General features: G+C 39.8%; 18 protein-coding genes. 9 read left to right on the top strand and 9 right to left on the bottom strand.

What is annotated here, in order from left to right:
• Window positions 1-60 precede the first annotated feature (60 nt).
• Genes AAV97_RS14470 through AAV97_RS14455 form a run of 4 tightly spaced genes read right to left on the bottom strand, consistent with a single transcriptional unit; the run spans window position 61 to window position 7032 of the window.
• Entirely contained in the window at window positions 61-2193 is a 2133-nt protein-coding gene (locus AAV97_RS14470) for a hypothetical protein (RefSeq protein WP_046760910.1), read from the bottom strand.
• The gene (locus tag AAV97_RS14465; protein ID WP_042086027.1) at window positions 2190-3374 is read right to left on the bottom strand and encodes a VWA domain-containing protein; all 1185 of its coding nucleotides are present in this window, start codon (window positions 3372-3374) and stop codon (window positions 2190-2192) included. Before AAV97_RS14465 ends, AAV97_RS14470 begins: the two co-directional genes overlap by 4 nt.
• Window positions 3371-5941 (bottom strand): DUF5682 family protein, encoded by a 2571-nt coding sequence (locus AAV97_RS14460; protein ID WP_046760909.1) that lies wholly within the window; start codon window positions 5939-5941, stop codon window positions 3371-3373. The genes AAV97_RS14465 and AAV97_RS14460 overlap by 4 nt, the downstream gene beginning before the upstream one ends.
• A complete protein-coding gene (locus AAV97_RS14455) occupies window positions 5941-7032 on the bottom strand; it encodes an ATP-binding protein (protein ID WP_046760975.1) in 1092 nt (363 codons plus the stop codon). Before AAV97_RS14455 ends, AAV97_RS14460 begins: the two co-directional genes overlap by 1 nt.
• Before the next feature lie 351 nt (window positions 7033-7383).
• Between AAV97_RS14455 and AAV97_RS14450 the strand changes: the two genes are divergently transcribed.
• The 7 genes from AAV97_RS14450 to rimI all read left to right on the top strand — a co-directional run bounded on the left by AAV97_RS14450 (window position 7384) and on the right by rimI (window position 15297).
• The gene (locus AAV97_RS14450; protein WP_046760908.1) at window positions 7384-8850 is read left to right on the top strand and encodes an EcsC family protein; all 1467 of its coding nucleotides are present in this window, start codon (window positions 7384-7386) and stop codon (window positions 8848-8850) included.
• A 147-nt stretch (window positions 8851-8997) separates the two neighbouring features.
• Window positions 8998-9372, top strand: coding sequence for a 30S ribosomal protein S12 (rpsL, locus tag AAV97_RS14445; RefSeq protein ID WP_002050319.1), 375 nt, complete (start codon window positions 8998-9000; stop codon window positions 9370-9372).
• A gap of 178 nt (window positions 9373-9550) precedes the next feature.
• Window positions 9551-10021, top strand: coding sequence for a 30S ribosomal protein S7 (rpsG, locus tag AAV97_RS14440; RefSeq protein ID WP_004655203.1), 471 nt, complete (start codon window positions 9551-9553; stop codon window positions 10019-10021).
• Between the two features lie 187 nt (window positions 10022-10208).
• The gene (gene fusA / locus AAV97_RS14435; protein WP_009586196.1) at window positions 10209-12344 is read left to right on the top strand and encodes an elongation factor G; all 2136 of its coding nucleotides are present in this window, start codon (window positions 10209-10211) and stop codon (window positions 12342-12344) included.
• Between the two features lie 93 nt (window positions 12345-12437).
• Window positions 12438-13628, top strand: coding sequence for an elongation factor Tu (gene tuf / locus AAV97_RS14430; protein WP_004718491.1), 1191 nt, complete (start codon window positions 12438-12440; stop codon window positions 13626-13628).
• Between the two features lie 220 nt (window positions 13629-13848).
• Window positions 13849-14730: a metal-dependent hydrolase gene (locus AAV97_RS14425; RefSeq protein WP_005033594.1), complete on the top strand. Its 882-nt coding sequence runs from the start codon at window positions 13849-13851 to the stop codon at window positions 14728-14730.
• Window positions 14731-14838: 108 nt separating this feature from the next.
• Window positions 14839-15297, top strand: a complete 459-nt coding sequence (gene rimI / locus AAV97_RS14420) for a ribosomal protein S18-alanine N-acetyltransferase (RefSeq protein WP_005033592.1) — start codon at window positions 14839-14841, stop codon at window positions 15295-15297.
• A gap of 41 nt (window positions 15298-15338) precedes the next feature.
• Here rimI and AAV97_RS14415 read toward each other — a convergent pair whose 3' ends face one another.
• The 4 genes from AAV97_RS14415 to trxB all read right to left on the bottom strand — a co-directional run bounded on the left by AAV97_RS14415 (window position 15339) and on the right by trxB (window position 19591).
• Entirely contained in the window at window positions 15339-16154 is an 816-nt protein-coding gene (locus tag AAV97_RS14415; protein WP_004829984.1) for an arginyltransferase, read from the bottom strand.
• A 22-nt stretch (window positions 16155-16176) separates the two neighbouring features.
• Complete coding sequence (aat, locus tag AAV97_RS14410) at window positions 16177-16908, bottom strand: leucyl/phenylalanyl-tRNA--protein transferase (protein ID WP_005033587.1); 732 nt, start codon at window positions 16906-16908, stop codon at window positions 16177-16179.
• Window positions 16909-16977: 69 nt separating this feature from the next.
• Entirely contained in the window at window positions 16978-18528 is a 1551-nt protein-coding gene (locus tag AAV97_RS14405; RefSeq protein WP_009583865.1) for a class I SAM-dependent methyltransferase, read from the bottom strand.
• A 109-nt stretch (window positions 18529-18637) separates the two neighbouring features.
• A complete protein-coding gene (gene trxB / locus AAV97_RS14400) occupies window positions 18638-19591 on the bottom strand; it encodes a thioredoxin-disulfide reductase (protein ID WP_004829981.1) in 954 nt (317 codons plus the stop codon).
• A gap of 311 nt (window positions 19592-19902) precedes the next feature.
• Here trxB and AAV97_RS14395 point away from each other — a divergent pair, with 311 nt between their 5' ends.
• Both AAV97_RS14395 and rhtC read left to right on the top strand, forming a co-directional pair.
• Window positions 19903-23025, top strand: coding sequence for a DNA translocase FtsK (locus tag AAV97_RS14395; RefSeq protein ID WP_046760907.1), 3123 nt, complete (start codon window positions 19903-19905; stop codon window positions 23023-23025).
• 155 nt (window positions 23026-23180) lie between these two features.
• Entirely contained in the window at window positions 23181-23801 is a 621-nt protein-coding gene (gene rhtC / locus AAV97_RS14390; RefSeq protein WP_046760906.1) for a threonine export protein RhtC, read from the top strand.
• An 82-nt stretch (window positions 23802-23883) separates the two neighbouring features.
• Here rhtC and AAV97_RS14385 read toward each other — a convergent pair whose 3' ends face one another.
• Window positions 23884-24375: a copper resistance protein NlpE gene (locus tag AAV97_RS14385; protein WP_005033576.1), complete on the bottom strand. Its 492-nt coding sequence runs from the start codon at window positions 24373-24375 to the stop codon at window positions 23884-23886.
• Window positions 24376-24405: the final 30 nt, after the last annotated feature.

Raw genomic sequence — 24405 nt, 5'->3', positions numbered from 1 at the left:
CTAGGTTGTTCAGCAAAATTATAGAAAAATATCATCAATTTAAATACCAGAACTAATTTATCACGACGTAACTTGTCCTTCTAAAACGATTCTTTGATTTAAACGTTGTAGTTGTAATAAAACATGTCGCCATTTTAAAAGTTGCGTTGCAAGAGCGTCTTGAGTAGAACCCATTTGTAATGTGTTGCGAATAAAACTTAAACCTAAGTCTGCAAATTGTTGGGCAAGCTCATTGAGTTTATCTTGATCATCACGATCAAATTGAGAACGACCTGTATTGGCATAAAACTCAAGCAATGTTTGTGTTTCTAAAACCAACACCTCTAAAGCAGACAGATGTTGTTGCTTTTGCCATTGTTTTTTCTGTTCCAGAAGCTTTTCAATTCGTCCTGTGATGAGTTCAGCCAAACTACTTTTCTTTTGTATTGGGTGGTCATAGTCAAGACTAAAAATTTTTAATCCTTTGGAGGATTGCCAAATCACACTACATGGAATGAATTGCAGCTGTTGTTGTGTTGTTTCAACACGCACCAAGGTTGCAAGGATTTTTTCATTTTGGATAAGATGGGTAAGATGTTTAATTCGAACACGATATTCTGCTTCGATTGGAATCACTAATTTCAAAGCAATGTCTTGTTGGTCTGTCACGCGATATTCAAAATATTGTTCAAGCTCGTTAAGTTCAGGTGCATTGATACTGCGATGGCGCAACAGAACATAACGTGATTTGAGTTGTTCTAGACTTGAATGTGGGACAAACATCTCTTGTAAAGTTTGCCATTCAGATACGCCGATATTCATCTGGTCTAAGTCAGAAATGCTCAACTCATTGAACGAGCCTTTCTGTAAAAAACGGGTATCCGTGCTTGCACTGAGCTGAGTATCTGAACTTGATTTTGCATGGGTCAGTTCAAGTTGGTGTTGAAGTAAAAAGTTTAAAGAGCTTCCCCAAATTCCTGTGTTAGCTGCACTATGCATATCAAAAGTGCGGTCTAAATGATTGGCTCTGGCTTGAGTGACTTCTTTGAGTTGTTGTTCAGACACATCCCAAAAACACACCGTTAAACCATGCGCACCGCTGTCGGTACTCCACCATTCACAACCCAGTGGAATCAAATGAGCAATCGTTTCATTTTGATAATCACGTTTTATCACACCGCGAAGTTTGGTTAAGGCCTCAGTTTGAAACTCTGGGTTTAAAGACTCAATTTCTGAAAGTGCAGTCAAATAAGCATATAGATGTGCCAATTGATTATAAATCTGTTGTTCATCAACCTGTATATCGTCCTCTAAAAATTGCCGCATAGTGCCATGTAGTGTACGTAATAAACTGCCTAGGCGAGGAAGGTTTTGGGCGCGTGCCTGCATATTTAAAATATGCAGTGACATAACGCTTTCTTTGGCAAGATGAGATAAACCGTGTTGAATAAAGTTCTGACAAATTGTTTTAAGTTCTTCGATGAACTCACGATCATCCAAAGCAAGTTGTTGGTTCGGATTGTTTTGTTGTTCGTTTAACTCAATCGACCATTGCCATTTTTCTGGTGCATATTGCAAAAAGAAGTAAGCAACACATGCTAAATGCGCTGCAATTTTTTGTTTGTGATTGATTTCTGACAAGATGCCTTCAAATCCAGTAGCAGGGTAGAGTAGAACAGGATCAGGGCTTAAATCTGTTTGAAAAGAAATTTTATTGGTTTGAATGTCAATCTGACATTGTTCGGGTTGTGCTAACCAATTTTGAATAAATTCATAAGCTAAACGAATATTGGCTTTACCTGCCTGCTTTTGAATTTTGTTTGGATCAAAGTCCAAGAGTTGTTCTTTTGCAGATGCTGTGGCGTGCTCAGAGGTAACGGATGTATTGGAGCTTTGTTGCAGAGTTGTACTTTCAGTCGTATTTTCCAATACAAGCTGATTTGTTGAAAATTGAGCGACGTTTTCTTGAACCCATAAAATACTGGTTAAAATATGTTTGCAACAACCTTGAGCAGGGCAATTACATTGCGCCTGAGTGATTCCTTTTATCGGTAATAGAACCTCACATTCTTCAACTTTAAAAAGTAGTTGTTCATCACTGTGTTGAAGTAATTCAACGTCATTGAGCGCTTTTCGTGCACGTCTTAATAAGCCTGCATTACTGTGCATAATGAGGCTATCTTCATCGTATTGGGTATATATCTGCCAACTCATTGCATTACCTCTGCAAACCAAGTCGCTAAATGTTCAGGTGTCATTGCGGCGATTTGCATGCCACGTTCTTGGAGTTTTTGTGCCATATTACTGTCATAAACGGGATTGGCAGCTTGATCGAGTGCTGCAAGTCCAAGTAATTTACAACCTTGTTGGTTGAGTTGACTGGTGGTATTGAGCATCTGTTGAACAGATGCTCCTTCTTCAAAATCGCTGATCAAAACTAAAATACTGCGATGAGGCTGTTTGATTTTCTTTTGACAATATTGTAAAGCCTGCCCAATATTTGTTCCTCCTCCAAGTTGCATGGTGAGTAGAACTTCAACAGGGTCATGCGCCAAATGACTGAGATCAACAATTTGAGTATCAAACAGTACCAGACTGATGTTTACTGCAGGCAGTGCAGCTAAAATACTGGCACAAATCGCAGCATACATGATCGAGTCCATCATTGAACCACTTTGATCCACGCAGAGGACAATTTCCCAAGGCAAATGCTTTTGGACACGGGCATTAAAATAAGGCGTTTGAATAATCAGTTTTTGTAAGTCAGGCTGGTAGTTTTTCAGATTGGACTGAATGGTACGTTTCCAGTCAAAATTCTGTGCCTGTTTTAGCTGCGAACGTTTAAAACGATTACGACGCCCCTGAAAGGCTTGTAAAAATTGTGTACGAATTTTTTGTAGTAATTCCTCAACCACCTTTTGAATCAGCTCTCGAATAGCCGCTTTCATCTCATTGTTTAAACGACCACGCATACTCAGTAAGGCTTTGGCTACAGCTGGATTGGGTTCAAGTTGTCGAACATGTTCAGGATTTTTAAATAACTCGGTTAATTCATATCGTTCAATCGCTTGTTTTTGCATGCGTTCAAAAGTCGATTTTGGGAAAAGTTTGCGACTTTGATTCAGCCAATTAATTGCATTTAATTGGGATGCTTCTAAACCACCATGACGATTTTTACCTTGTTGGATTCCACGACGTTTATATTCATTTTGATAGAGATAATCGAGATTGCGTTCAAGCTTCAATTGCTCGCCAGAGAGCGTAGCAGCAGATAAATTTTGATCCGCGTAACGACCCAACATCAGACGCCAGCGACGTGCTTGATCCATTGCATCAAGCGAAACATGGCTGTCTGAGTTGTCATGTTGATTTTGTTCAGGAGGCAATTGGCTCATGAGTTTGCTCCCCAGTGTTCTAAATGGTCATATGCAAATATTTTATAAAGTTGCTGATTCAGTTGAACGCCTTGTAATACATCTTGCTCACTGATATGACTCAATACCTGATCCAGAATGGTGTCATTTCCAAGCCCTGTGATTTGGGCGATAAGTTTAGACACTTGTGTACTTTGTTTAGGCGTGAGTTGACTAAAGATATAACGTAAATCAGGCAAAATCTGAATAAAGGTATCTTCAGTCCAATGGCTGACCAATTGATGTAATGCATCAATTGCTACTTTTGATTGTACAAAGATTTCTGGTGCAATAAAAAACATGCCATGTAAATACTGCACCGAATCTTCAGGAGAACTGCCTGCGGCAAACGCCAGTTGTAAGTATTGTTGAAGCTGCTGTTGCTCGATTTGATGATCTAAAAACTGTAAAGTATGCAGTGCACCTTTCAATGTATTGAGATGGAATTCATCCAGTTTTGTTAGATCAATCTGTTCATACATCAAACTCAATAAATCGAAGTCTTGCGTTTTAAATACATGATGTTCAAGCGGCATCTTTTGTTGTTGGATGTTTAAAATCAGTTCATGTAAACTTTTTAGGTTTTTCAGGTTTTGTTCAACTTTTTCTTCATGGGTATCATAAAGTTGATCAAGTAAAAAACAGGCTTGATAGACCGCAAAGCTTAAACTTTTTAATAGCATTTGTTCTGGAAGCTTAAGTAGTTTGCGACCATGCCATAAATAGTAGAGTTGTTGTGCTGCGCCAATTACTGAAGCCAAGTTTTGATCGCTTTCAAGATATCCATCGAGTTGCTGATTCAACAGTTTTAAATGCTGTTTCAATCCCAAACGGCAGGCGAGAGCCAATAACTTAGCAGTTTCAAATGCAGATTGCCCCATACCCTGTTGTTCATTTTCTTGCTGCAACTTGCGCATTTTAATCAAAGCAATCTGTTCAAGCTGATTGCCCATTTCAGCCAGTTCAATTAAGCGTGCCTCAACACTAGGGGTCCATGCATAACGCCATTCCTCGAATAGAAGGTCCAAGCTTGCCCCTTGCACAAAATCAGGTCCTGAAATACGTTGTGCAAAATGACAGCCGACAAATTCCAATAAATGTAAGTATTGACTGATTTCTTGATGCAATGGTTTACGATAAATATCGAGTTTTCGATGACGTAAAATAGTGTCATTGAGATTAAAACGGTAAGTCTTAATTTGTTGATAGGTATTTTGAAGTAAGGCTGGACTATGTTGATTCTGTGCAACTTTGCCAAGTCGTTGTCCACTTAAAAATTGAAAGATATGGGTAAATAAGTGTTGTTGCCCATCATCCATTTCACCTTTGATCAGTGCAGATTGCAATGCATCGAGTAGATCATAACGGCTAGGTTGATTGTGTCCACGCAGTACCGCCAATTGCCATGCGATTTCCGCAGTATTTTTAAGTGCAATATATGGGGTGATATCAAGCGCATTTTGTTGATTTAAAAAATGGCACAATTCATTTAAATACTGAAAAAAAACTTGTTGTTGATCTGCTGGTGTTGGGGTGTTCTGAGTATTTAAGTTTTGCCAGTGGTGTTGATAGTAGGCTGGTGATGGCATGCCAGAAGCATAACCATTCAGGGCATCAAGACGATCAAAACTATAACGAATCAGCCATGCTTGTTCTTGCCACTTTTGAGTTGAGTTTTGAACAATAAAGCGTTCAGCCTGAGCGGTATCACTCAAATTTTCAATTAAGGCAATACTATGGAACCCGCCTGTCACCACTAAAACTTTGTGTTCGGGATCCATCACCTTTTGGATACAATTCCACATCACGTCTTCACGGTGTAAAGAGGCTTCTCGTAAAAGTACCTCTCGTTCATAATCCAAACGCGCCAATGAGCACCACACAAACACATCATCAAAAAAACGTTGCGCCTGTTGTAGTTGACTGGCGGTTTGTAGTTCAAATAAATGATCCCATAGTTCGTCATGATTTCGACAATGCATGCTTTCAGCAAGTTTTTGAATATATTGGCTATGTGCAAAATATCGTTCAGACATCAAACTTTTTTGTTGCCAATCAGCATCCTTTTGCTGACTTTTTAAAATGCTTTGCTGAGTCCAATCCAAGTCAATAAACTTAACTTCTGCATGTTGTTGTTTTGCCGCTTGAATCGCCACCCATTCTGGTGAATATTCACAAAAAGGGAAATAGGCAGAAAAAAACTCAGGTTGAGATTGATTAGCTTGATGTTGTTCATCCTGTTGTGCGCGAGACGGGGAACCGTTGTGATGAGATTGTGCTTGCGCGAAGATCGCAATCGGAGGTTCGGTGGCTTGGTCTTGTAAGCTTTGGATCAAGAACTCAAAACTGGTTGGCGCTTCAATCAATATATGTGTGGGTTTGATTTCATTGATGTATTGTTTTAAAGCAAAAGCACAGGCTGGACTATGATGGCGAATAGGTGCAAAGAATACATTTTGCTGTGCCAATTGTTGTTTAAGGTGAAATGCTTGTTTTAATCGAGCGGGCATTTCATCAATGACTGTGATTGGGTCCAGTAGTTGCATCATTAAAACTCTCGACTGGCTTCATAAAAACTTTTCCAATCGGCATCTTTACGTGCCCGTTCTTTTACTACTGTGTCCAGATAATAACGCAAGCGTTTGGCATCATCTGGATTATCTTTAAAGACAACCCCAACCAACTGTTGTGCAATATGCTCTGCTTTTAAAATACCGTCACTTAGATAGATGGCTTGAAGTCCTGCGGCATGGGCAATATTTACAGCTTCGGCTGTAGACATGACCGCATCTGGTGTTTTCAAGCTTGCACCTTGTAGACTTTGCCCTGTTCTTAATTCATTGAAAATAGTGACTAATAGCTCAATGATTTCTGGGCGTATTTGAATTTCTTGATAAAGTTCTGCAAGCTGCTGTTTCAGCTGCAATCCAACCAGCTCAATTTCAAACTTTCGGTCACGAATCGCTTTGACGGTTTCAAAATTAAAGCGGCGCTTTAATGCGGCTGACATCTCATGTACACCACGATCACGTAAGTTGGCTGTGGCAATAATATTAAAACCCTGTCTCGCAGCTAAGTTAAAATCTTGTCCCATTTCTGGAATCATCATTTGTTTTTCTGAAAGTAATGACACCAAAACATCTTGAATTTCTGGTGGGCAACGGGTGATTTCTTCAAACCGTGCAATTTGACCATTTTTCATGGCGTGAAATAAGGGGGATGGAATCAGTGATTTTTCAGTAGGACCTTCTGACAATAGCAGGGCATAGTTCCATGAGTATTTAATGTGGTCTTCGGTTGTACCCGCAGTTCCTTGTATGGTGAGATGAGAGTTTCCAGAGATGGCTGCACTGAACAGTTCTGAAAGCATGGATTTAGCTGTCCCCGGTTCACCTACCAGCATCAGCCCTTGATTTCCCATCAATGTGACTAAGGCACGGTCAACAAGGGCATCATCGCCATAAAACTTTTTTTGAATATCAAGTTTGTGATCACCTAAAATAAATGAACGAACCGCATACGCTGAAAGTTGCCAACCTGCTGGTTTTCTGTGTTGATCCTGTTCTTTTAAACGTTCAAGTTCTGCTTGATATTTTTGTTCAGAACTGTATTTAATTTGATTCTGTAAATTCTGTTTCATAATCATTGAGTAAATATATTTGAAGGAATATAAAACTATCATAGCTGGCAAAAGCCAAGATCACCACCCGTTCAATTGTTGTTCGCGACAAATTGTGACATCTATTTGTTAATATTATTGTTTATAAGAAAATATATTGATTTTATCGCCATCGAGTAGCCTTCGGATTGTTTATAATTGTATCGTATACTGATCTGTACTGAAATTTTATGAAATAGTAATTGTATTGGTGAATGATTCGGTACATTAATGTACAGGGGGTGTTGCTGATTCCATCGTAGATGATTTGTCAGCAGACTCAGGGTATATGTCTTAGTATTAGTAATATAAACATAGTTACAGAGGATGCAGATGGTAAATTCCAATAAAAAACATTCAAGCGGACTTATTTCAAATGCTTTTGGTGTAGCAAAAAAACTCAGTGAAACGGGTTTAAATGTGCTTCAGCATGTCGCGCCAGGAACAGTCAGTAAGCTTACACAAAGCCCTCAAGCAGACTCAGTTGTTCAAGGTACAGCCCAAGAAAAAAATGCTTTTGAGCGAAAAAAATATGAAAATCCTCAGCAAATGATGCGTGAGCATTTACCCAATGTAACTGGCAAACTGTTGGGAAAACATTCAAAAAAAATTAATCATGTTGCTTCATTTATTTCCCCAGATTTAAATGAAAAACTGTCAGATTTCCTTTTCGATAAACTCAATGATTTCGTCTCTGAGTTGACCTCTGTTGAGTCCTTATTAAAAGAGGTTGGTGCAAAAAATCTAGCAGAACTTAGTCAAGATACTGAACGTTCAAGAAGGATCAGTACTGCATTAGCGAATCAAAATAAGATTATTGCCGCAATTCAGGGTACATTGACAGGTGCGGTTGGAGGCGTTGGTGCGATTATTGATGTACCAACTTCCTTGGCTCTGGCACTACGCAGTGTTTACCATACTGGGCGAGCATATGGTTTTGAGTTACAGGCTAAAGACCATACCGTTGTAGAATATATTTTTAAACAGATTGACCTTGGGACTGTCGCTGAAAAGCAGGCATTAATTGCGGCAATTCGAACAATTGCGGGTGTTTTGCAAACCCATAATGTCAATCAACTCCAGCAATTATTAGGTTCAGCAAATGATGCTGAGCTGCTAAAAAAATGGATTGCCAATGAAGATGGTTCATTTAAATTATCATGGATGAATAATCTTCCTCAGTTCAATCTGTTGACGCGTTTAACACCTTTAGCCACGATGGGAATCAGCGCTGTATATAGTTGGAAATTGGTGGATGATGCCACAGCGCAAGCTCAAATCGTTTTTTCAGGAGCACGTCAATATTTGCTTCAGCACCCTGATCAAACAATCGATACTTTAGAGGCTTATGAGCAGTTTACTCAGTTGCTGTCTGATGCCAATCCATTACTTTTAGCGGATTCATCGCAAAAGAGTAATCCAGAGAAAACAGACGCACAAATTGAGAACAAAACCATTACTCAAGTTGAAGTGAAAGAAAAACCTAATGAGGAAGATGTTGTTTCAAATCCTGTAGAAAAAGTTGAGCAGGGTATTCAAAAGTTAGCTGATACGCATATTGGAAAAAACACGTCTGAACAGTTGGATGAAAAATCGATCACGGCAAAACCTCGCCGCAATGTACAGAAAAAGCCAGCTACAGCTACTTCAACTTCTGCGGTAAAGGCAACGACAGCCGCAAAAACTGTAACAAAAAAACGTACACCAGCCAAACCGAAAGTTAATGCTGAAAATACAGTAAAAGGCACTGAAAAAAACGCAGAAGCTACTGATAAAAAATCAGAAAATAAGCCAGACTAAGTTTGCTTGGTTTTATCTGCAAAGTTCGAAATGGTCAATATTTGACAGTACGTTGAATATTGACCATTTTTACATCTTGGCTTACAATTGCATGCCCTCAAAAAGTGGTAATTTTTTGAGGCTTTTTATTAACGGGAGAATTGCCATATGGCAACAACAAATCAGTTGATCCGTAAGGGTCGTACAACTTTGGTTGAAAAATCAAAAGTTCCTGCGTTGAAGGCTTGTCCACAACGTCGTGGTGTTTGTACACGTGTTTATACAACTACACCTAAAAAACCTAACTCAGCAATGCGTAAAGTTTGCCGTGTTCGCTTAACTTCAGGTTTTGAAGTTTCTAGCTATATCGGTGGTGAAGGTCATAACCTACAAGAGCACAGTGTTGTTCTTATCCGTGGTGGTCGTGTTAAAGACTTACCAGGTGTACGTTACCATACCGTTCGTGGTTCTTTGGACTGTGCTGGTGTTAAAGATCGTAACCAGTCTCGTTCAAAATACGGTACTAAACGTCCTAAGAAATAATCTTTCGAGATTCGCTTCTTAAGCCGATAGAACCACAATCCTTTATCGTCTCGCTTGTCTGATTTCTGCATTAATTTTGTGAAATTCAAGCGACGTGTAGTAAGGCCAGCGAATAGCACATGACACTTTGTGCTCATGCTGGATAAACCTGAAGTGTCATATTTATAGGTAGATTAAAATGCCAAGACGTCGCGTAGTTGCTGCTCGTGAAATCCTTCCGGATCCTAAGTTCAGTAGCCAAACAATCGCTAAATTCATGAACCACGTAATGCAAGATGGTAAAAAGTCTATTGCTGAAAGTATCGTTTACGGTGCTTTAGACCGCGTTCAAGAAAAAAACAAAGTTGACCCAGTTGAATTTTTTGAGACTACTCTTGAAAAAGTTCGTCCTATGGTCGAAGTAAAAGCACGCCGTGTTGGTGGTGCTACTTATCAAGTACCTATGGAAGTACGCCCATCCCGTCGTACTGCCTTGGCTATGCGTTGGTTAGTAGATGCTGCTGCTAAGCGTTCTGAAAAAACTATGGCGTTACGTCTTGCTGGTGAGTTGCTTGATGCAGCTGAAGGTAAAGGCGCAGCGATCAAAAAACGTGAAGATGTGCACCGTATGGCTGAAGCTAACAAAGCCTTCTCTCACTACCGCTTCTAAGCGGCTAAAACAGTCCCTTATCAGGAGAATACTCATGCGTATTGCAGCTCGATTTAACATCGCCCTCTACCAAAGTGGGGGATTTGCGGGTATTTAAGTTGCCCATTACGTATTGAGTATCCGTACGCATCAATGCTTCATTGATGCGTCCTGTTTTAAACAACAAAATTTAGGAATGCAAGAAATCATGGCTCGTCAAACCCCAATTTCTCGTTATCGTAACATTGGTATTTCTGCGCACATTGATGCTGGTAAAACCACGACTACAGAACGTATTTTGTTCTACACAGGTGTATCTCACAAAATTGGTGAAGTACATGATGGTGCAGCAACAATGGACTGGATGGAACAAGAGCAAGAACGTGGTATTACAATCACTTCAGCTGCTACGACTACATTCTGGTCAGGTATGAGTAAACAGTTCCCTGAACACCGTATCAACGTAATTGATACACCGGGACACGTAGACTTCACAATCGAAGTTGAACGTTCTATGCGTGTTCTTGACGGTGCTTGTATGGTTTACTGTGCTGTAGGTGGTGTACAACCTCAGTCTGAAACTGTATGGCGTCAAGCGAACAAGTACCAAGTACCTCGTTTAGCATTCGTGAACAAGATGGACCGTACAGGTGCAAACTTCTTCCGTGTTGTTGAACAAATGAAAACACGTCTTGGTGCACATCCTGTACCTATCGTTGTTCCAATCGGTGCTGAAGAAAACTTCCAAGGTGTTATCGACCTGATCGAAATGAAAGCGATCATTTGGGACGAAGCTTCTCAAGGTATGAAGTTCGAATACGGCGATATTCCAGCTGATCTTCAAGCGACTGCTGAAGAATGGCGTACAAACATGGTTGAAGCTGCTGCTGAAGCTTCTGAAGAGTTAATGGACAAATACCTTGAAAATGGTGATCTTGATAAAGAAGACATCGTTTCTGGTTTACGTGTTCAAACATTAGCTTGTCAAATTCAACCAATGCTTTGTGGTACAGCGTTTAAAAACAAAGGTGTTCAACGTATGTTGGATGCTGTAATTGAATTCTTGCCATCACCTACAGAAGTGAAAGCGATTGAAGGTGTACTTGACGATAAAGCTGAAACTAAAGCTGTTCGTGAAGCATCTGACGAAGCTCCATTCTCTGCGTTGGCGTTCAAAATCATGAACGACAAGTTCGTAGGTAACTTGACATTCGTACGTGTTTACTCTGGTGTTCTTAAACAAGGTGATTCTGTTTATAACCCAGTTAAATCTAAACGTGAACGTATTGGTCGTATCGTGCAAATGCACGCAAACGATCGTCAAGACGTTGAAGAAATCCGTGCGGGTGATATCGCTGCGTGTGTAGGTCTTAAAGACGTAACTACAGGTGATACACTTTGTGATGAGAAAAATGTCATCACACTTGAGCGTATGGAATTCCCAGAGCCAGTAATTGCACTTGCAGTTGAGCCAAAAACTAAAGCTGACCAAGAAAAAATGTCGATTGCTTTAGGTCGTTTGGCGAAAGAAGATCCATCGTTCCGTGTTCGCACTGACGAAGAATCTGGTCAAACAATTATTGCGGGTATGGGTGAGCTTCACCTTGACATCATCGTTGACCGTATGAAACGTGAATTCGGTGTTGAAGCGAACATTGGTAAACCAATGGTTGCTTACCGTGAGACAATCAAAAAGTCTGTTGAACAAGAAGGTAAATTCGTTCGTCAAACTGGTGGTAAAGGTAAGTTCGGTCACGTATACGTACGTTTAGAACCGCTTGATCCTGAAGCTGGTAAAGAATACGAATTTGCTGAAGAAGTTGTTGGTGGTGTTGTACCTAAAGAATTCTTCGGTGCAGTTGACAAAGGTATTCAAGAACGTATGAAGAATGGTGTCTTGGCTGGTTACCCTGTTGTGGGTATCAAAGCGACATTATTTGACGGTTCTTACCACGATGTCGACTCTGACGAATTATCGTTCAAAATGGCAGGTTCTTACGCATTCCGTGATGGTTTCATGAAAGCAGATCCGATCTTGCTTGAACCGATCATGAAAGTTGAAGTAGAAACTCCAGAAGACTACATGGGCGATATCATGGGTGACTTAAACCGTCGTCGTGGTATGGTTCAAGGTATGGATGACTTACCTGGCGGTACTAAAGCAATTCGTGCTGAAGTTCCACTTGCTGAGATGTTTGGTTACGCGACTCAAATGCGTTCTATGTCTCAAGGTCGTGCGACATACTCTATGGAATTTGCTAAATATGCTGAAACTCCACGTAACGTGGCTGAAGGCATCATTTCTAAATTCCAGTCTGGCGGTAAAAAAGGTGACGACGAGTAATCTTTCGATTACTATAAGCCCAAACTAATTCATAGTTAAAAACCAAGTGCTCATGCAGTGACCCTGCATGAGTAGTTAAAAAAGGAAGCTCTCATGGCTAAGGCTAAGTTTGAACGTAATAAGCCACACGTAAACGTGGGTACAATTGGTCACGTTGACCATGGTAAAACAACTTTAACTGCTGCAATTGCAACTATCTGTGCAAAAACTTACGGCGGTGAAGCTAAAGACTACGCAGCAATCGACTCTGCACCAGAAGAAAAAGCACGTGGTATTACAATTAATACTTCACACGTAGAATACGATTCTCCAATCCGTCACTACGCTCACGTAGACTGCCCAGGACACGCCGATTATGTTAAAAACATGATCACTGGTGCTGCTCAGATGGACGGTGCGATCCTTGTATGTGCTGCGACTGATGGTCCAATGCCACAAACTCGTGAACACATCCTTCTTTCTCGCCAAGTAGGTGTACCTTATATTCTTGTATTCCTTAACAAGTGTGACCTTGTTGATGATGAAGAATTACTTGAATTAGTAGAAATGGAAGTTCGTGAACTTCTTTCTACTTATGACTTCCCAGGTGATGACACTCCAATCATCCGTGGTTCAGCACTTGCTGCACTTAATGGTGATGCTGGTCAGTATGGCGAATCTGCAGTTCTTGCACTTGTTGAAGCGCTTGACTCTTATATCCCAGAACCAGAGCGTGCAATCGACAAAGCATTCTTGATGCCAATCGAAGACGTATTCTCAATCTCTGGTCGTGGTACAGTGGTAACAGGTCGTGTAGAATCTGGTATCGTTAAAGTAGGCGAAGAAGTTGAAATCGTTGGTATTAAAGATACAGTTAAAACAACTGTAACTGGCGTAGAAATGTTCCGTAAACTTCTAGACGAAGGTCGTGCTGGCGAGAACTGTGGTGTACTTTTACGTGGTACTAAGCGTGAAGACGTACAACGTGGTCAAGTACTTGCTAAACCAGGTACAATCAAGCCGCACACTAAATTCGACGCAGAAGTATATGTACTTTCTAAAGAAGAAGGTGGTCGTCATACTCCGTTCCTTAACGGTTACCGTCCACAATTCTACTTCCGTACAACTGACGTAACTGGTGCAATCCAATTACAAGACGGCGTTGAAATGGTAATGCCAGGCGACAACGTTGAAATGTCAGTAGAATTGATCCACCCAATCGCAATGGACCCAGGTCTACGTTTTGCGATCCGTGAAGGTGGTCGTACAGTTGGTGCTGGTGTAGTTGCTAAAGTAACTGCATAATCGCTGATTGTGTATAAAAAAGCGCTCCTATGGGGCGCTTTTTTTATGGCTAAAACAAAACCTGTAAATTGTCAGACAATTACAGTCTAAAGCTGTCCTTAACTGATATTTGTGTGACCTAATCTGCAATTATCCAAAAATTATAAAAAAGTAAGATAAAGAAAGAGAAAAACAAACATAAAGAATTTAAGTGATATCTCACTTAATAGGAGTAACTGCAATGAATGCAAAAGTGAATATTTCAAACCGTGCTGGTGCAACGTTCCCTGTACGTCGTATGGATTTTAATTTTGACGATGTACCTGAATACTGGGCAAATGACTCTGCAGGTATTACACATTTCATGACGGCATTATCTGCTTTGTTCCCAGATGGTGAAAAGTTATTTATTGATTCTGTACGCGCAGTGCGTTATCACCCAGCAATTAAAGACAATCAAGCATTGCAAAAAGAAATTAGTGCTTTTATTGGTCAAGAAGCCATGCACACCAAAGAGCATGAAAACTTTAATGCATCCGCAAAACGATTTGGACACGATGTTGAGAAGTATGAACGTGAAACAGGTGCGCTTATTCAAGGTGCACGAAAATGGTTTGCACGAGTTGTTAAACCATTTGGCATGACTCAAGAAATGGTTGATTTGACTGCGACAACAGCATTAGAACACTTTACTGCCACGATCGCCTCTCAACTATTGATAAATGAACATATTCAAAAGCTCATGACCGATCCAACCATGTCATATATGTGGTATTGGCATGCGGTAGAGGAAAATGAGCATAAAGCGGTGGCTTTTGATGTGTATGAAGCGGTCTTTGGTAAAGGCATTAAAGCTTATGGATTACGTACAACAGCCTTGGTGGTTTCAATGGTACTGATCTTTATGGCGCAATCCTCATTTGTTGTACGTCTATTAAAAGAGGATGGAAAGCTTAATCTAAAAGAGCTCGGCATCATTTATAAATATGCTTATAGCCCCTCAAAAGGCATTATTACAGGCATGACCAAAGAGATGTTGGCTTACTTTAAACCTGGATTTCATCCAAATGATTTAGATACAGTTAGTTTGCTTGAAACATGGAAAGCAAAATTAGGGCTTTAATGTTTCATTGAGAGCATTATCTAAGAGCAACATTTGTTGCTCTTTTTTATTCGACTAATTGTATAAATTACATATAATTCATTTTTTATATTGAGTTAATGAACGAAGATGATTCGTTTAATGCAAGCTTCAGATTTACATGTTGTGGCTGAAATTGAAAATCAAGTACAAAGCCATCCTTGGAAAATAAGTCAATTCGAGGAGTCCATCACAAGCTATGTGAGCACGGTAATTGAACAGAACCATCAAGTTGTTGGTTTTTGTATTTTGCAACCTGTGCTAGATGAGGCAAATCTATTACTCATGGCCATTCATCCAAGTCAGCAGGGGAGAGGGTTAGGTTATCAACTGTTAGAGGAATCGATAACCCTGTTAAAAAATAACCCTGTACAAATCTTTCTTGAAGTTCGTGAGTCAAATCAAGCAGCAATCGCATTGTACGAAAAATCTGGCTTTCATCAGATTGATTTGCGCAAAAACTACTATCCCAATAAAGATGGTAGCCGTGAGCATGCCATCATTATGGTCAAAACATGTAGTGATGATTTTTCGAAATTATTTAAATAAAATGATTTAACAAAAATAGTTTAAATAACAGCTCAAGCCGATTATTTAATAATGGGCTCGTTCCACTCAGAAGGGAGTGTGGTCATTAACATATCGCCTAACTCTTGAATCTCTTTGGCGTCCAAATGTCGATTGATACGACGCCATTGCCCGTCTAGTAACAATTCAAATGGGGCATATTGGGATTTGTAATTCATTTTGTTGGCATGTGGAACCCAATAGCCTAAATAGACATAATCCAAGCTCAACGATTTAACATATTCGATTTGCTTTAGTATCGCAAAAACGCCAAGTGAGCGTTTGCTTTCACTTGGATCAAAGAAGGTATACACCGCAGAGACACCATCATCCAATTGATCACAGGTAGACACACTGATTAAACGATCATCTTTCCACAGTTCAAGAAAGAAACTATTGGTACAGCTGTGGATCAAGAATTTTTCAAATTGATCATAGCTCGGAGGGAACATATCACCATCAGCATGCCGTTCAATAATATAACGTTCATAAAGCTGATAATGTATTTGGCTCGCCTCTTGAGTGGAAATAATTTTTACTGTGAGATCTTGATTGCGTTTCCATGCTTTTTTTTGCGCACTGTTCATTTGAAATTCAGCAACGGGGACGCGGCAAGATAAACATTGACGACACAGATGGCATTCAGGGCGATAAACAAAGTCACCACTGCGTCTAAAGCCCACGCGTGATAATTCAGAAAGCGTGACCACATCAATGCGATGTACAGGATCGAGAAAAACCATACGTGCAGATTTATTTTCTAGATAGCTGCAATCATGTGGTGGAGTAATATAGTACTGTAAGTCGTTCAATAGGGACTTAGGATGATAAGAATTCATAAATCAGCCCCTCCTTTTATTGTCATTCCATTAAGCGCGAAAAATTCGCTATTGTTTTACTTGAAAATACACGCTCTTGATAACTTTTCCAATCTATAGGGGGCTGTTTTATTACATCTTGTAACGATTTAAGATATTCATGGCGAGAAAGTGTGCAAGCACCTAAGCTGATTAAGTGATCATTGACTAGCTGACAGTCAATCCATGGCAAATCATTTTCGCGACCTAAGAGCATCAGTGTATAAAACGCCATTTTGGATACATCCGTTTGTGTGCTGAACATGGACTCGCCAAAACAACCGTGCCCAATACTGACCCCATAAAGCCCACCAACAATTTTATCTTGGTCCCAAACTTCAACACTATACGCATAACCCGCCTGAAAAAGCTGACAGTAACCTTGAATAATTTCTTCAGAAATCCAGGTTTCATCGGCATATTGACGGGGCAGTGAACACGAACGAATGACCTGTTCAAAAGCATGATTAATGGTGATTTGATAATCAAACTTTTTCATGTTGCGCAGCAGTGATTTGCTGGGCTTATAGTCTTGAGGACGAATAATACATCTTGGTTCAGGGCTCCACCAGCAAATCGGCTCACCTTCAGAAAACCACGGAAACAAACCATGCGTATAGGCTTCGTAGAGTGTTGATGGATCTAAATCTGCGCCAATACAAATTAAACCTTGTTCGTCTGGATCAGCTTCTATTGGATCTGGGAAAATAAATTGTGAAGGTGCTAATGAGTTCACGGAATATCATCAATAAAAAAAGATCAGCTTTATCTTAGCTGATCTTCAGTAGGGATGTCTAAATAGAAGCTATGCAAAAAGTTTCAATTGTTGAGCAATTTTGAGTTTATCGCTGTCTAAAAAGAACTGTGCTTTTTCTTCAATAATTTTCAGACTGGTTTCAGTGTCAGAAACAGGCTGCCCTTGTTTATCCAAGACCAACCATCTTAATTGTGTGAGGACATCCCAAACATATTGAGCAAACTCTGATGCAGAATTTAAACCATCAACAAAATGGGCACGATAGAAAAGTTGAGTAAACTGATCACTTGGGATACCAATCCCCGTTAGTGGGCATGCCAAAACCTGATAATTGGTATGATAACTGGCTTGTTCGAGGAAGTAGTGATTTAACTTTTGTGCTTGTTGTGTTGTTTCGTCAGATAATTGGTGCTGACATGGCTGAGCTAAACCTAAGTGACACAAGATCACCAGCGCATTTAACAGTTTGGCATAGGTAATATCAGGCATGACTTGTTCGAGTTGAGCAAGGGTTTGTGGCTGATAATCAGAATTTTTAAAGTGTGCGCCTAAAGGTTGGTAAACTTCTTGGAGCAAATCAAATTCACCTAAGTAGCCAGCAATAGTGGTAGGTAGCTTTTCAGGTGCAATCAATAGCACAAAAGCTGTATTTCTCAGACGATGTTGAATTTCGAGTGGGGTGAGGGTATTTTTACCACGAATAAAAAGATCTTTTCTAAATTGAGTGTTGGCAAAGTAATCTCTACATTGTTCTTTAAAGATCGGATGCTCAATGGTATTTAAAAACTGCTGGTGTTGATCACTAAAATTAATATTATCTAAATGGGTATTTAAATCAGTTGAACCTGCATAGGTCAGTTTAATTTCTTCTAGGATTCGAACCACTTGTTGAAATGAAAAACATTGCCAATCTTGATTGAGATATTCATGAACCAAATAATTGGGATTTTGTTTTTTGAGGTCTTGAACTTTATTGAGTGCATTGGGATTTCGTTGTGCAAATAACGGATTTTGAGTGAGTAAGGCTTCACTGAACTCAAGTGAGTCATTTACTTTTTGTAGTGGGTTGGTGCTGGTGCTGTTAAATTTAAAATGACTGTGAAATAGCTCTCGAATCGGCATATTGGCTGCCCAACCCGTTAAGCAATTATAACTGATATAGACAATCCCGTTTGGACTTAAAAATTTTCGGATGAACTGTAAAATAATATGTTGGTTTTCGTGACTGATCCAACTCCAAATACCATGCAGGCTGATGGAGTCAAACATCGGTAGATCTTTATTCAGTAATTCTTCAAAACTGGCATCATAAAAATGGTGCGGAACTTGCGTTTGTTCAGCCAAAACATTGGCATGTGCTGCATGTGCAGGGTTGAAGTCAGTACCGAAAAATAAGCCGAAACTAGAGGTGGCATGGATATTCAGACTGACCCCTTGTCCAAAACCGAGTTCACAATGTTTATGATCATCTTTGGCAGGTGGGCAATCTACCCCATTGAGTAGTAAACAAAATTTCTGATAATTGGGGCTAAGATCTTTGTAGTAGCCATAGGTGTAATTTACTTCAGTCTGGTAGCCATCGGTCCACGTTGTTGTCATCTTTTTTCCTATAATTGATATTTATTTAAAATCATTGATCTTGTTTATTTATAAATCAAAAATAGACAAACCGCCATGTAGGCGGTTTGTTTTTACAAAAATAATTGAATTATTCTAAGCCATCTAAATAACGGTCTGCGTCAAGTGCAGCCATACAGCCTGAACCTGCCGAAGTAATTGCTTGGCGATACACATCATCAGCCACATCACCTGCAGCAAATACACCTGCAACAGATGTTGCTGTTGCATTACCTGCTGTACCACTGCGGACTTGGATATAGCCATTACGCAATTCAAGTTGATCTTCAAACATCGCAGTATTTGGTTTATGACCAATCGCAACAAACAGACCTGAAACATCAACGTCTTGTGATGAGTCATCTTGGGTTGATTTAAGACGTACAGACGTTACGCCTGAGTTGCTGTCACCGAGAACTTCTTCAACCTGATGGTTCCAGATGATCGAAATTTTTCCTTCTTTAACTTTCTCATTGAGATGATCTTGAAGAATTTTTTCTGAGCGTAATTTGTCACGACGGTGTACAAGCGTTACATGTGATGCGATGTTGGAAAGATATAATGCTTCTTCGACCGCAGTATTACCGCCACCCACAACCATGACTTTTTGGTTTTTGTAAAAGAAACCATCACAAGTTGCACATGCACTGACACCTTGACCCATATAGGCTTGTTCTGACTCTAAACCTAAGTATTGTGCTGTTGCACCAGTTGCAATAATTAAAGCATCACAGGTGTATTCATCCATGTCGCCTTTGAGAACGAATGGACGCACTTTCAAATCAACTTCATTGATGTGATCGTAGAGTATTTCAGTACCAAAACGTTCAGCATGCGCTTGCATACGCTCCATCAATGCAGGACCTGTTAAACCTTCAGCATCGCCCGGCCAGTTTTCAACATCAGTCGTCGTGGTTAATTGACCACCCAACTGCATACCAGCAATCAATGTTGGCTTTAAGTTGGCGCGTGCTGCATATACTGCAGCACTATAACCCGCAGGACCAGAACCGAGAATAATCAACCGAGAGTGACGAGCGCTCATAAGTCATCCTTTTTATAAAAAATATAGCAATTGCTCGAATTATACGTGAAACTTGGTCAAAGTTGTGTGGCTTCAATGTCGATAATATTGATCATCTAAATCGAATTGAGCTATATAGAAAGACGAAATAAGTTTGTTGAGCATTTTCATGCAAATAAAACTTTAAATTTCTAACAATGCTTTACAACACAAGTAAATAATAGTGCATCTTTTTTTAAAGAACAGGTGCATAATATAAAAATTTCTTCTCTCAAGAAAAGCTTAAAAGCTTCAGAAAAGAGTAATTTGAATAATTGGTTACAGGATCGTATATGACTGCGGTGTCAAATGTTTATGCACAGCGCTTTTTAACAACAATATTCTTGATTTCATTTGGGATCTATCTGTTCCTTGCAACAGTGACTTATACCCCATTTGATCCAGGTTGGATGCATATTTCCAGTGATACACAACAGGTTTCAAATGCCAGTGGTGTTGCAGGTGCTTGGATTGCTGATTTATTGTTTGGTTTCTTAGGTTGGGCAAGTCTACTTATCCCTGTATTTATGTTTATTGAAGCCATACAAGTATGGTGGCCACGAAGCTTTGTGAGTCGTCCATTTCGTTATGCTGCTCAATTTTTCATTTTGCTGGCGACATCGAGTTTATTGTATTTGTTATGGAATGTGCCTGCAGATACATTGGCAAATGCCTCGGGTGGGATTATTGGCTATGAATTAGGTGAAAGTCTATCTCAACTGATGACCATCTATGGCGCTGTAATTTTTATCCTGATTTTACTCATTGTGTTATTTACTTTGGCTTTTGGAATCCAATGGAATAAAACATGGGCAATGTTGAAAGCCACACCTGCATATTTACAAGATTTATTTTATAAAAATGTGCCTGAAAGTGAGTCAGCCTATGATTTAACTTCACCACAAAAGAATAAAGTGCATTCGCATAAAGCTGAGCCGATTACAGCACAGGCAGAATTTACTGAAGCTGATCAAGAGCAACAGCCGAAAGAACATTTAATTGTTAAAAATACTAAACATAATCAAACGGCTGAGCGTTTGTTTGATGACATGATTGAACAAGAACATAAAGCTCATCAAGAGACTCACTTTGATCGAGATGATATCGATGATGAAACCTTGGAACGCACCTTAGAAAAGGCGCATCGTTTAGAACAAGACAGTCAACGTACGGTTTCATCTGGTGAAGTATGGAAAGCACTGAATCAAGATCAAGATCACAATCGTGATATAGATGCATTATTAAGAGCTTCAGAAGATCAAACTGAAAATAAATATCCTGATCATTTACCACATGCACATACATCAGTGAGCCATGTGGAGATAAAACAAAAATCATCACTTGACTGGGATGATGATCAAGTTTTTGATGAATTATTATCTGTTGTTCCGAATGGGCAAACCGCAACAGATATTCATACACCATTCAATGCCAATACAGAACATACGCAAGTTGAATCTACAGATACCATTCAGCCCACCACGAGTTTTGCCAATGTTGCTGGAACGACTGCACCGACTGTTGTGACAACATCAGGTTTAGCCCATGAACTGGATGAACTTGCTTCACTTGCTGATGATCCATTTGCTGAAGCACATGATATAACGCATTCAGAACAGTCTTCCATTGAGCCTAGAACAACGGCTGAGGCAAGAACCACCAGTAGTTATGCCCAATCTTCGCCGTTTACCCGTGCCAATATTCAAACTCATTTAGCAGCATCAACTTTGGTAAGCGAAGAAGAGAAATCTCTGATTTCTTCCGATAAAGATGCGTTTAGGGAGGCGTGGCAAGAAACAGCGGGTAAACCTCAAGATGAATTGCAGACTGAGTTTGCAGAACTTGAAGATGACTTCGACTTAGATGCACCGCTTACAGATGCTTTTGGTCGACCAATGTCACGAGCAATGCAGGTTGCCCAAAAGCGTCGTGATTTACCTACTTTGCCAGGCTTTGAGTTACTGGATAAAGTTGATCCAAATAAAAAGGTTAACTTTACAGCTGAACAACTTTCACGCTTATCTGAATTACTAGAAATTAAACTACAAGAGTTCAATGTCAAAGCAAAAGTCATTGAAGCACAACCTGGACCTGTAGTAACACGTTTTGAGTTGGATCTTGCACCAGGCGTTAAAGCTTCCAAAGTCACCAATATTTCACGAGATTTAGCACGTTCAATGTCTATGGCTTCGGTGCGTGTTGTTGAAGTTATTCCAGGTAAACCGTATATCGGCATTGAAGTGCCCAATAGCAGCCGTGAAATGGTGCGTTTGATTGAGTTGCTTGAAACCCCTGCTTTTAGAGATCCAAACGGTTTGCTTTCAATGGCAATGGGTAAAGATATTTCAGGTAATCCAGTGATTACTGATTTAGGTAAAGCCCCCCATATGCTGGTTGCAGGGACAACGGGTTCGGGTAAGTCGGTTGCAGTTAACTCGATGATTTTATCGATGTTATTGAAATATACGCCAGACCAATTACGTTTGATTTTAATTGACCCTAAGCAATTAGAATTGGCAAATTATAATGATATTCCTCATTTATTGACCCCTGTTGTTACAGACATGAAAGATGCTGTAAGTGCTTTGAACTGGTGTGTAAATGAGATGGAACGTCGTTATAAACTGATGTCATTCTTGAAGATTCGTAAACTGGCGGACTATAACCGTAAAGTTGAAGAAGCTATTGCCAATGGCGAGGATTTGATTGACCCGACGTGGAAAGCCAGTGATTCTGCCACACAGGAGCGTGCGCCACGTTTGCAACCTTTACCATCCATCGTGATTGTAGCAGATGAATTTGCAGACATGATCATGCAGGTGGGTAAAAAGGCGGAAGAGATGATCACACGTTTGGCACAAAAGTCTCGTGCGGCTGGTATTCATTTACTGCTAGCGACACAACGACCGTCTGTAGACGTGATTACAGGCTTAATTAAAGCCAACATTCCAACCCGTGTAGCATTACGTGTAAACAGTAAAATTGATTCACGTACAATTCTTGATGGTGGTGGCGCAGAAGATTTGCTCGGTCATGGGGACATGCTCTTCCTCGGACCGGGTAAGATTGATCCTGAACGTGTACATGGGGCGTTTATTTCCGATGACGAGGTCAACCGGATCTGTGACGCATGGCGTGAACGTGGTGAACCTAATTATATCGATGAAATTCTTACCCCATTTGATGAGGAACCGACCTCACGTGGTTTTGAGGACGGGGATGGTGATCCAAACCGTGATGCACTGTATGACCAATGTGTTTCCTTTGTATTGGAAACCCGCAAGGTATCAGTATCATCGTTACAACGTAAGTTTAGCTTAGGTTATAACCGTGCTGCACGTATTGTCGATCAAATGCAAGAGCAGGGGATTGTCAGCGAACAGGGACCTAACGGTAAGCGCGATATTCTGGTCTAACTCGATCAAGTTGCAATGGGTTTCGATCGATTGCAACTTCACTATTATACAAAAAATTTCAATTATACTTCGCATAAAAAGCTGAAATACATGGGTGGTAAAACATGAATTTTCACACTAATATAAAACAGCCATCTTTAAATGGAATTTAGCAAATGTTGATTGCATTAAGCACTTTAATCTTTATTCATTTTTGTGCACTCATCACCCCAGGTCCAGATTTTTTCCTCGTTTCTCAAACAGCAATAAGTCGTTCAAGAAAGCAATCTATCTTTGTTGTGCTTGGAATCACTGCAGGCGTAATGTTCTGGGCATTCTTCGCACTGATGGGGTTGAATATTATTTTTGAAAAAATGGCTTGGCTTCGACATGTCATTTTGGTGGTGGGTGGAATTTATTTGTGTTGGCTTGGCTATCAAATGTTGAAATCTGCATTGAGTAAAAAAGTGATGACAACTCAACATCATTTTGAGTTGCCGCAAAGCAACTTCCGCTTTTTTCTCAAAGGTTTTTTAACCAATTTATCTAATCCTAAAGCAGTGATTTATTTTGGTAGTGTTTTTTCTATCTTTTTGGCAAATCCAAATTTAGATGGATTACATTCATTATTATTTGTCATTGTGTCAATTGAGACTTTAATTTGGTTTAGCTTTGTGGCTTTTGTCTTTTCATTGCCAAGCTTTAAAGCAGCTTATCAAAATGCCGCAAAATGGATTGATGGTGTGTCTGGTGGAATCTTTACATTGTTTGGGATTTATTTGATAGGCAATCATTGATCTTATCGTGCATAGATAAAAAACCTGCTTCAGCAGGTTTTTTATCATGTGAACACTGAATACATCTTTAGTAATTGATTGGTTATTCAGCTGTTTTGCTTAACTGATATAGCTCGGCATTTGGACCTTCAATTTTTTCGCCTGTATCAAAACGACGCGCTTCCAGTATATTTTCACCCACGAAGTATTTACGTCCATCGGCATTTTTATCTAGACCGATAATCGATCCTGACTCATCAAAGCTAAAACTGCCTTGAGTTTTAAATGGTTTGCCTTCACCTTTAACCCCTTCATATTCTTCAATCAATTCGTAAGTATGATCTGATTTGAGAATCAGTTTGGTTTTAATTCCTGAGCAATCAGCACATGGTAGTAAGCCAGTATATTCGCCCGCCCAGTCCAAACTATTTTGTGCATTGTGTTCAGAGTCAATTGTTGGTGTTGCTGCTTCATGAGATGCAGCAGCTTGAGTTTGTGCAGTTGTTTGAATATCTTCAGATGCTTGATGAGTCGGTTTAGAACAAGCACTTAAAGTTAACCCTAATAGTGAAATAACCAAGAGTGTTTTTTTCATCGTATCACCTAAATAGATAAGTTTTTATAT

Origin of the sequence: Acinetobacter sp. Ag2 (assembly GCF_001005515.1) — a bacterium.
GTDB classification, from domain to species: Bacteria; Pseudomonadota; Gammaproteobacteria; order Pseudomonadales; family Moraxellaceae; genus Acinetobacter; species Acinetobacter bereziniae.
The sequence above is the reverse complement of the archived record's forward strand: the minus strand, read 5'-3'. Positions and strand labels throughout refer to the sequence as shown.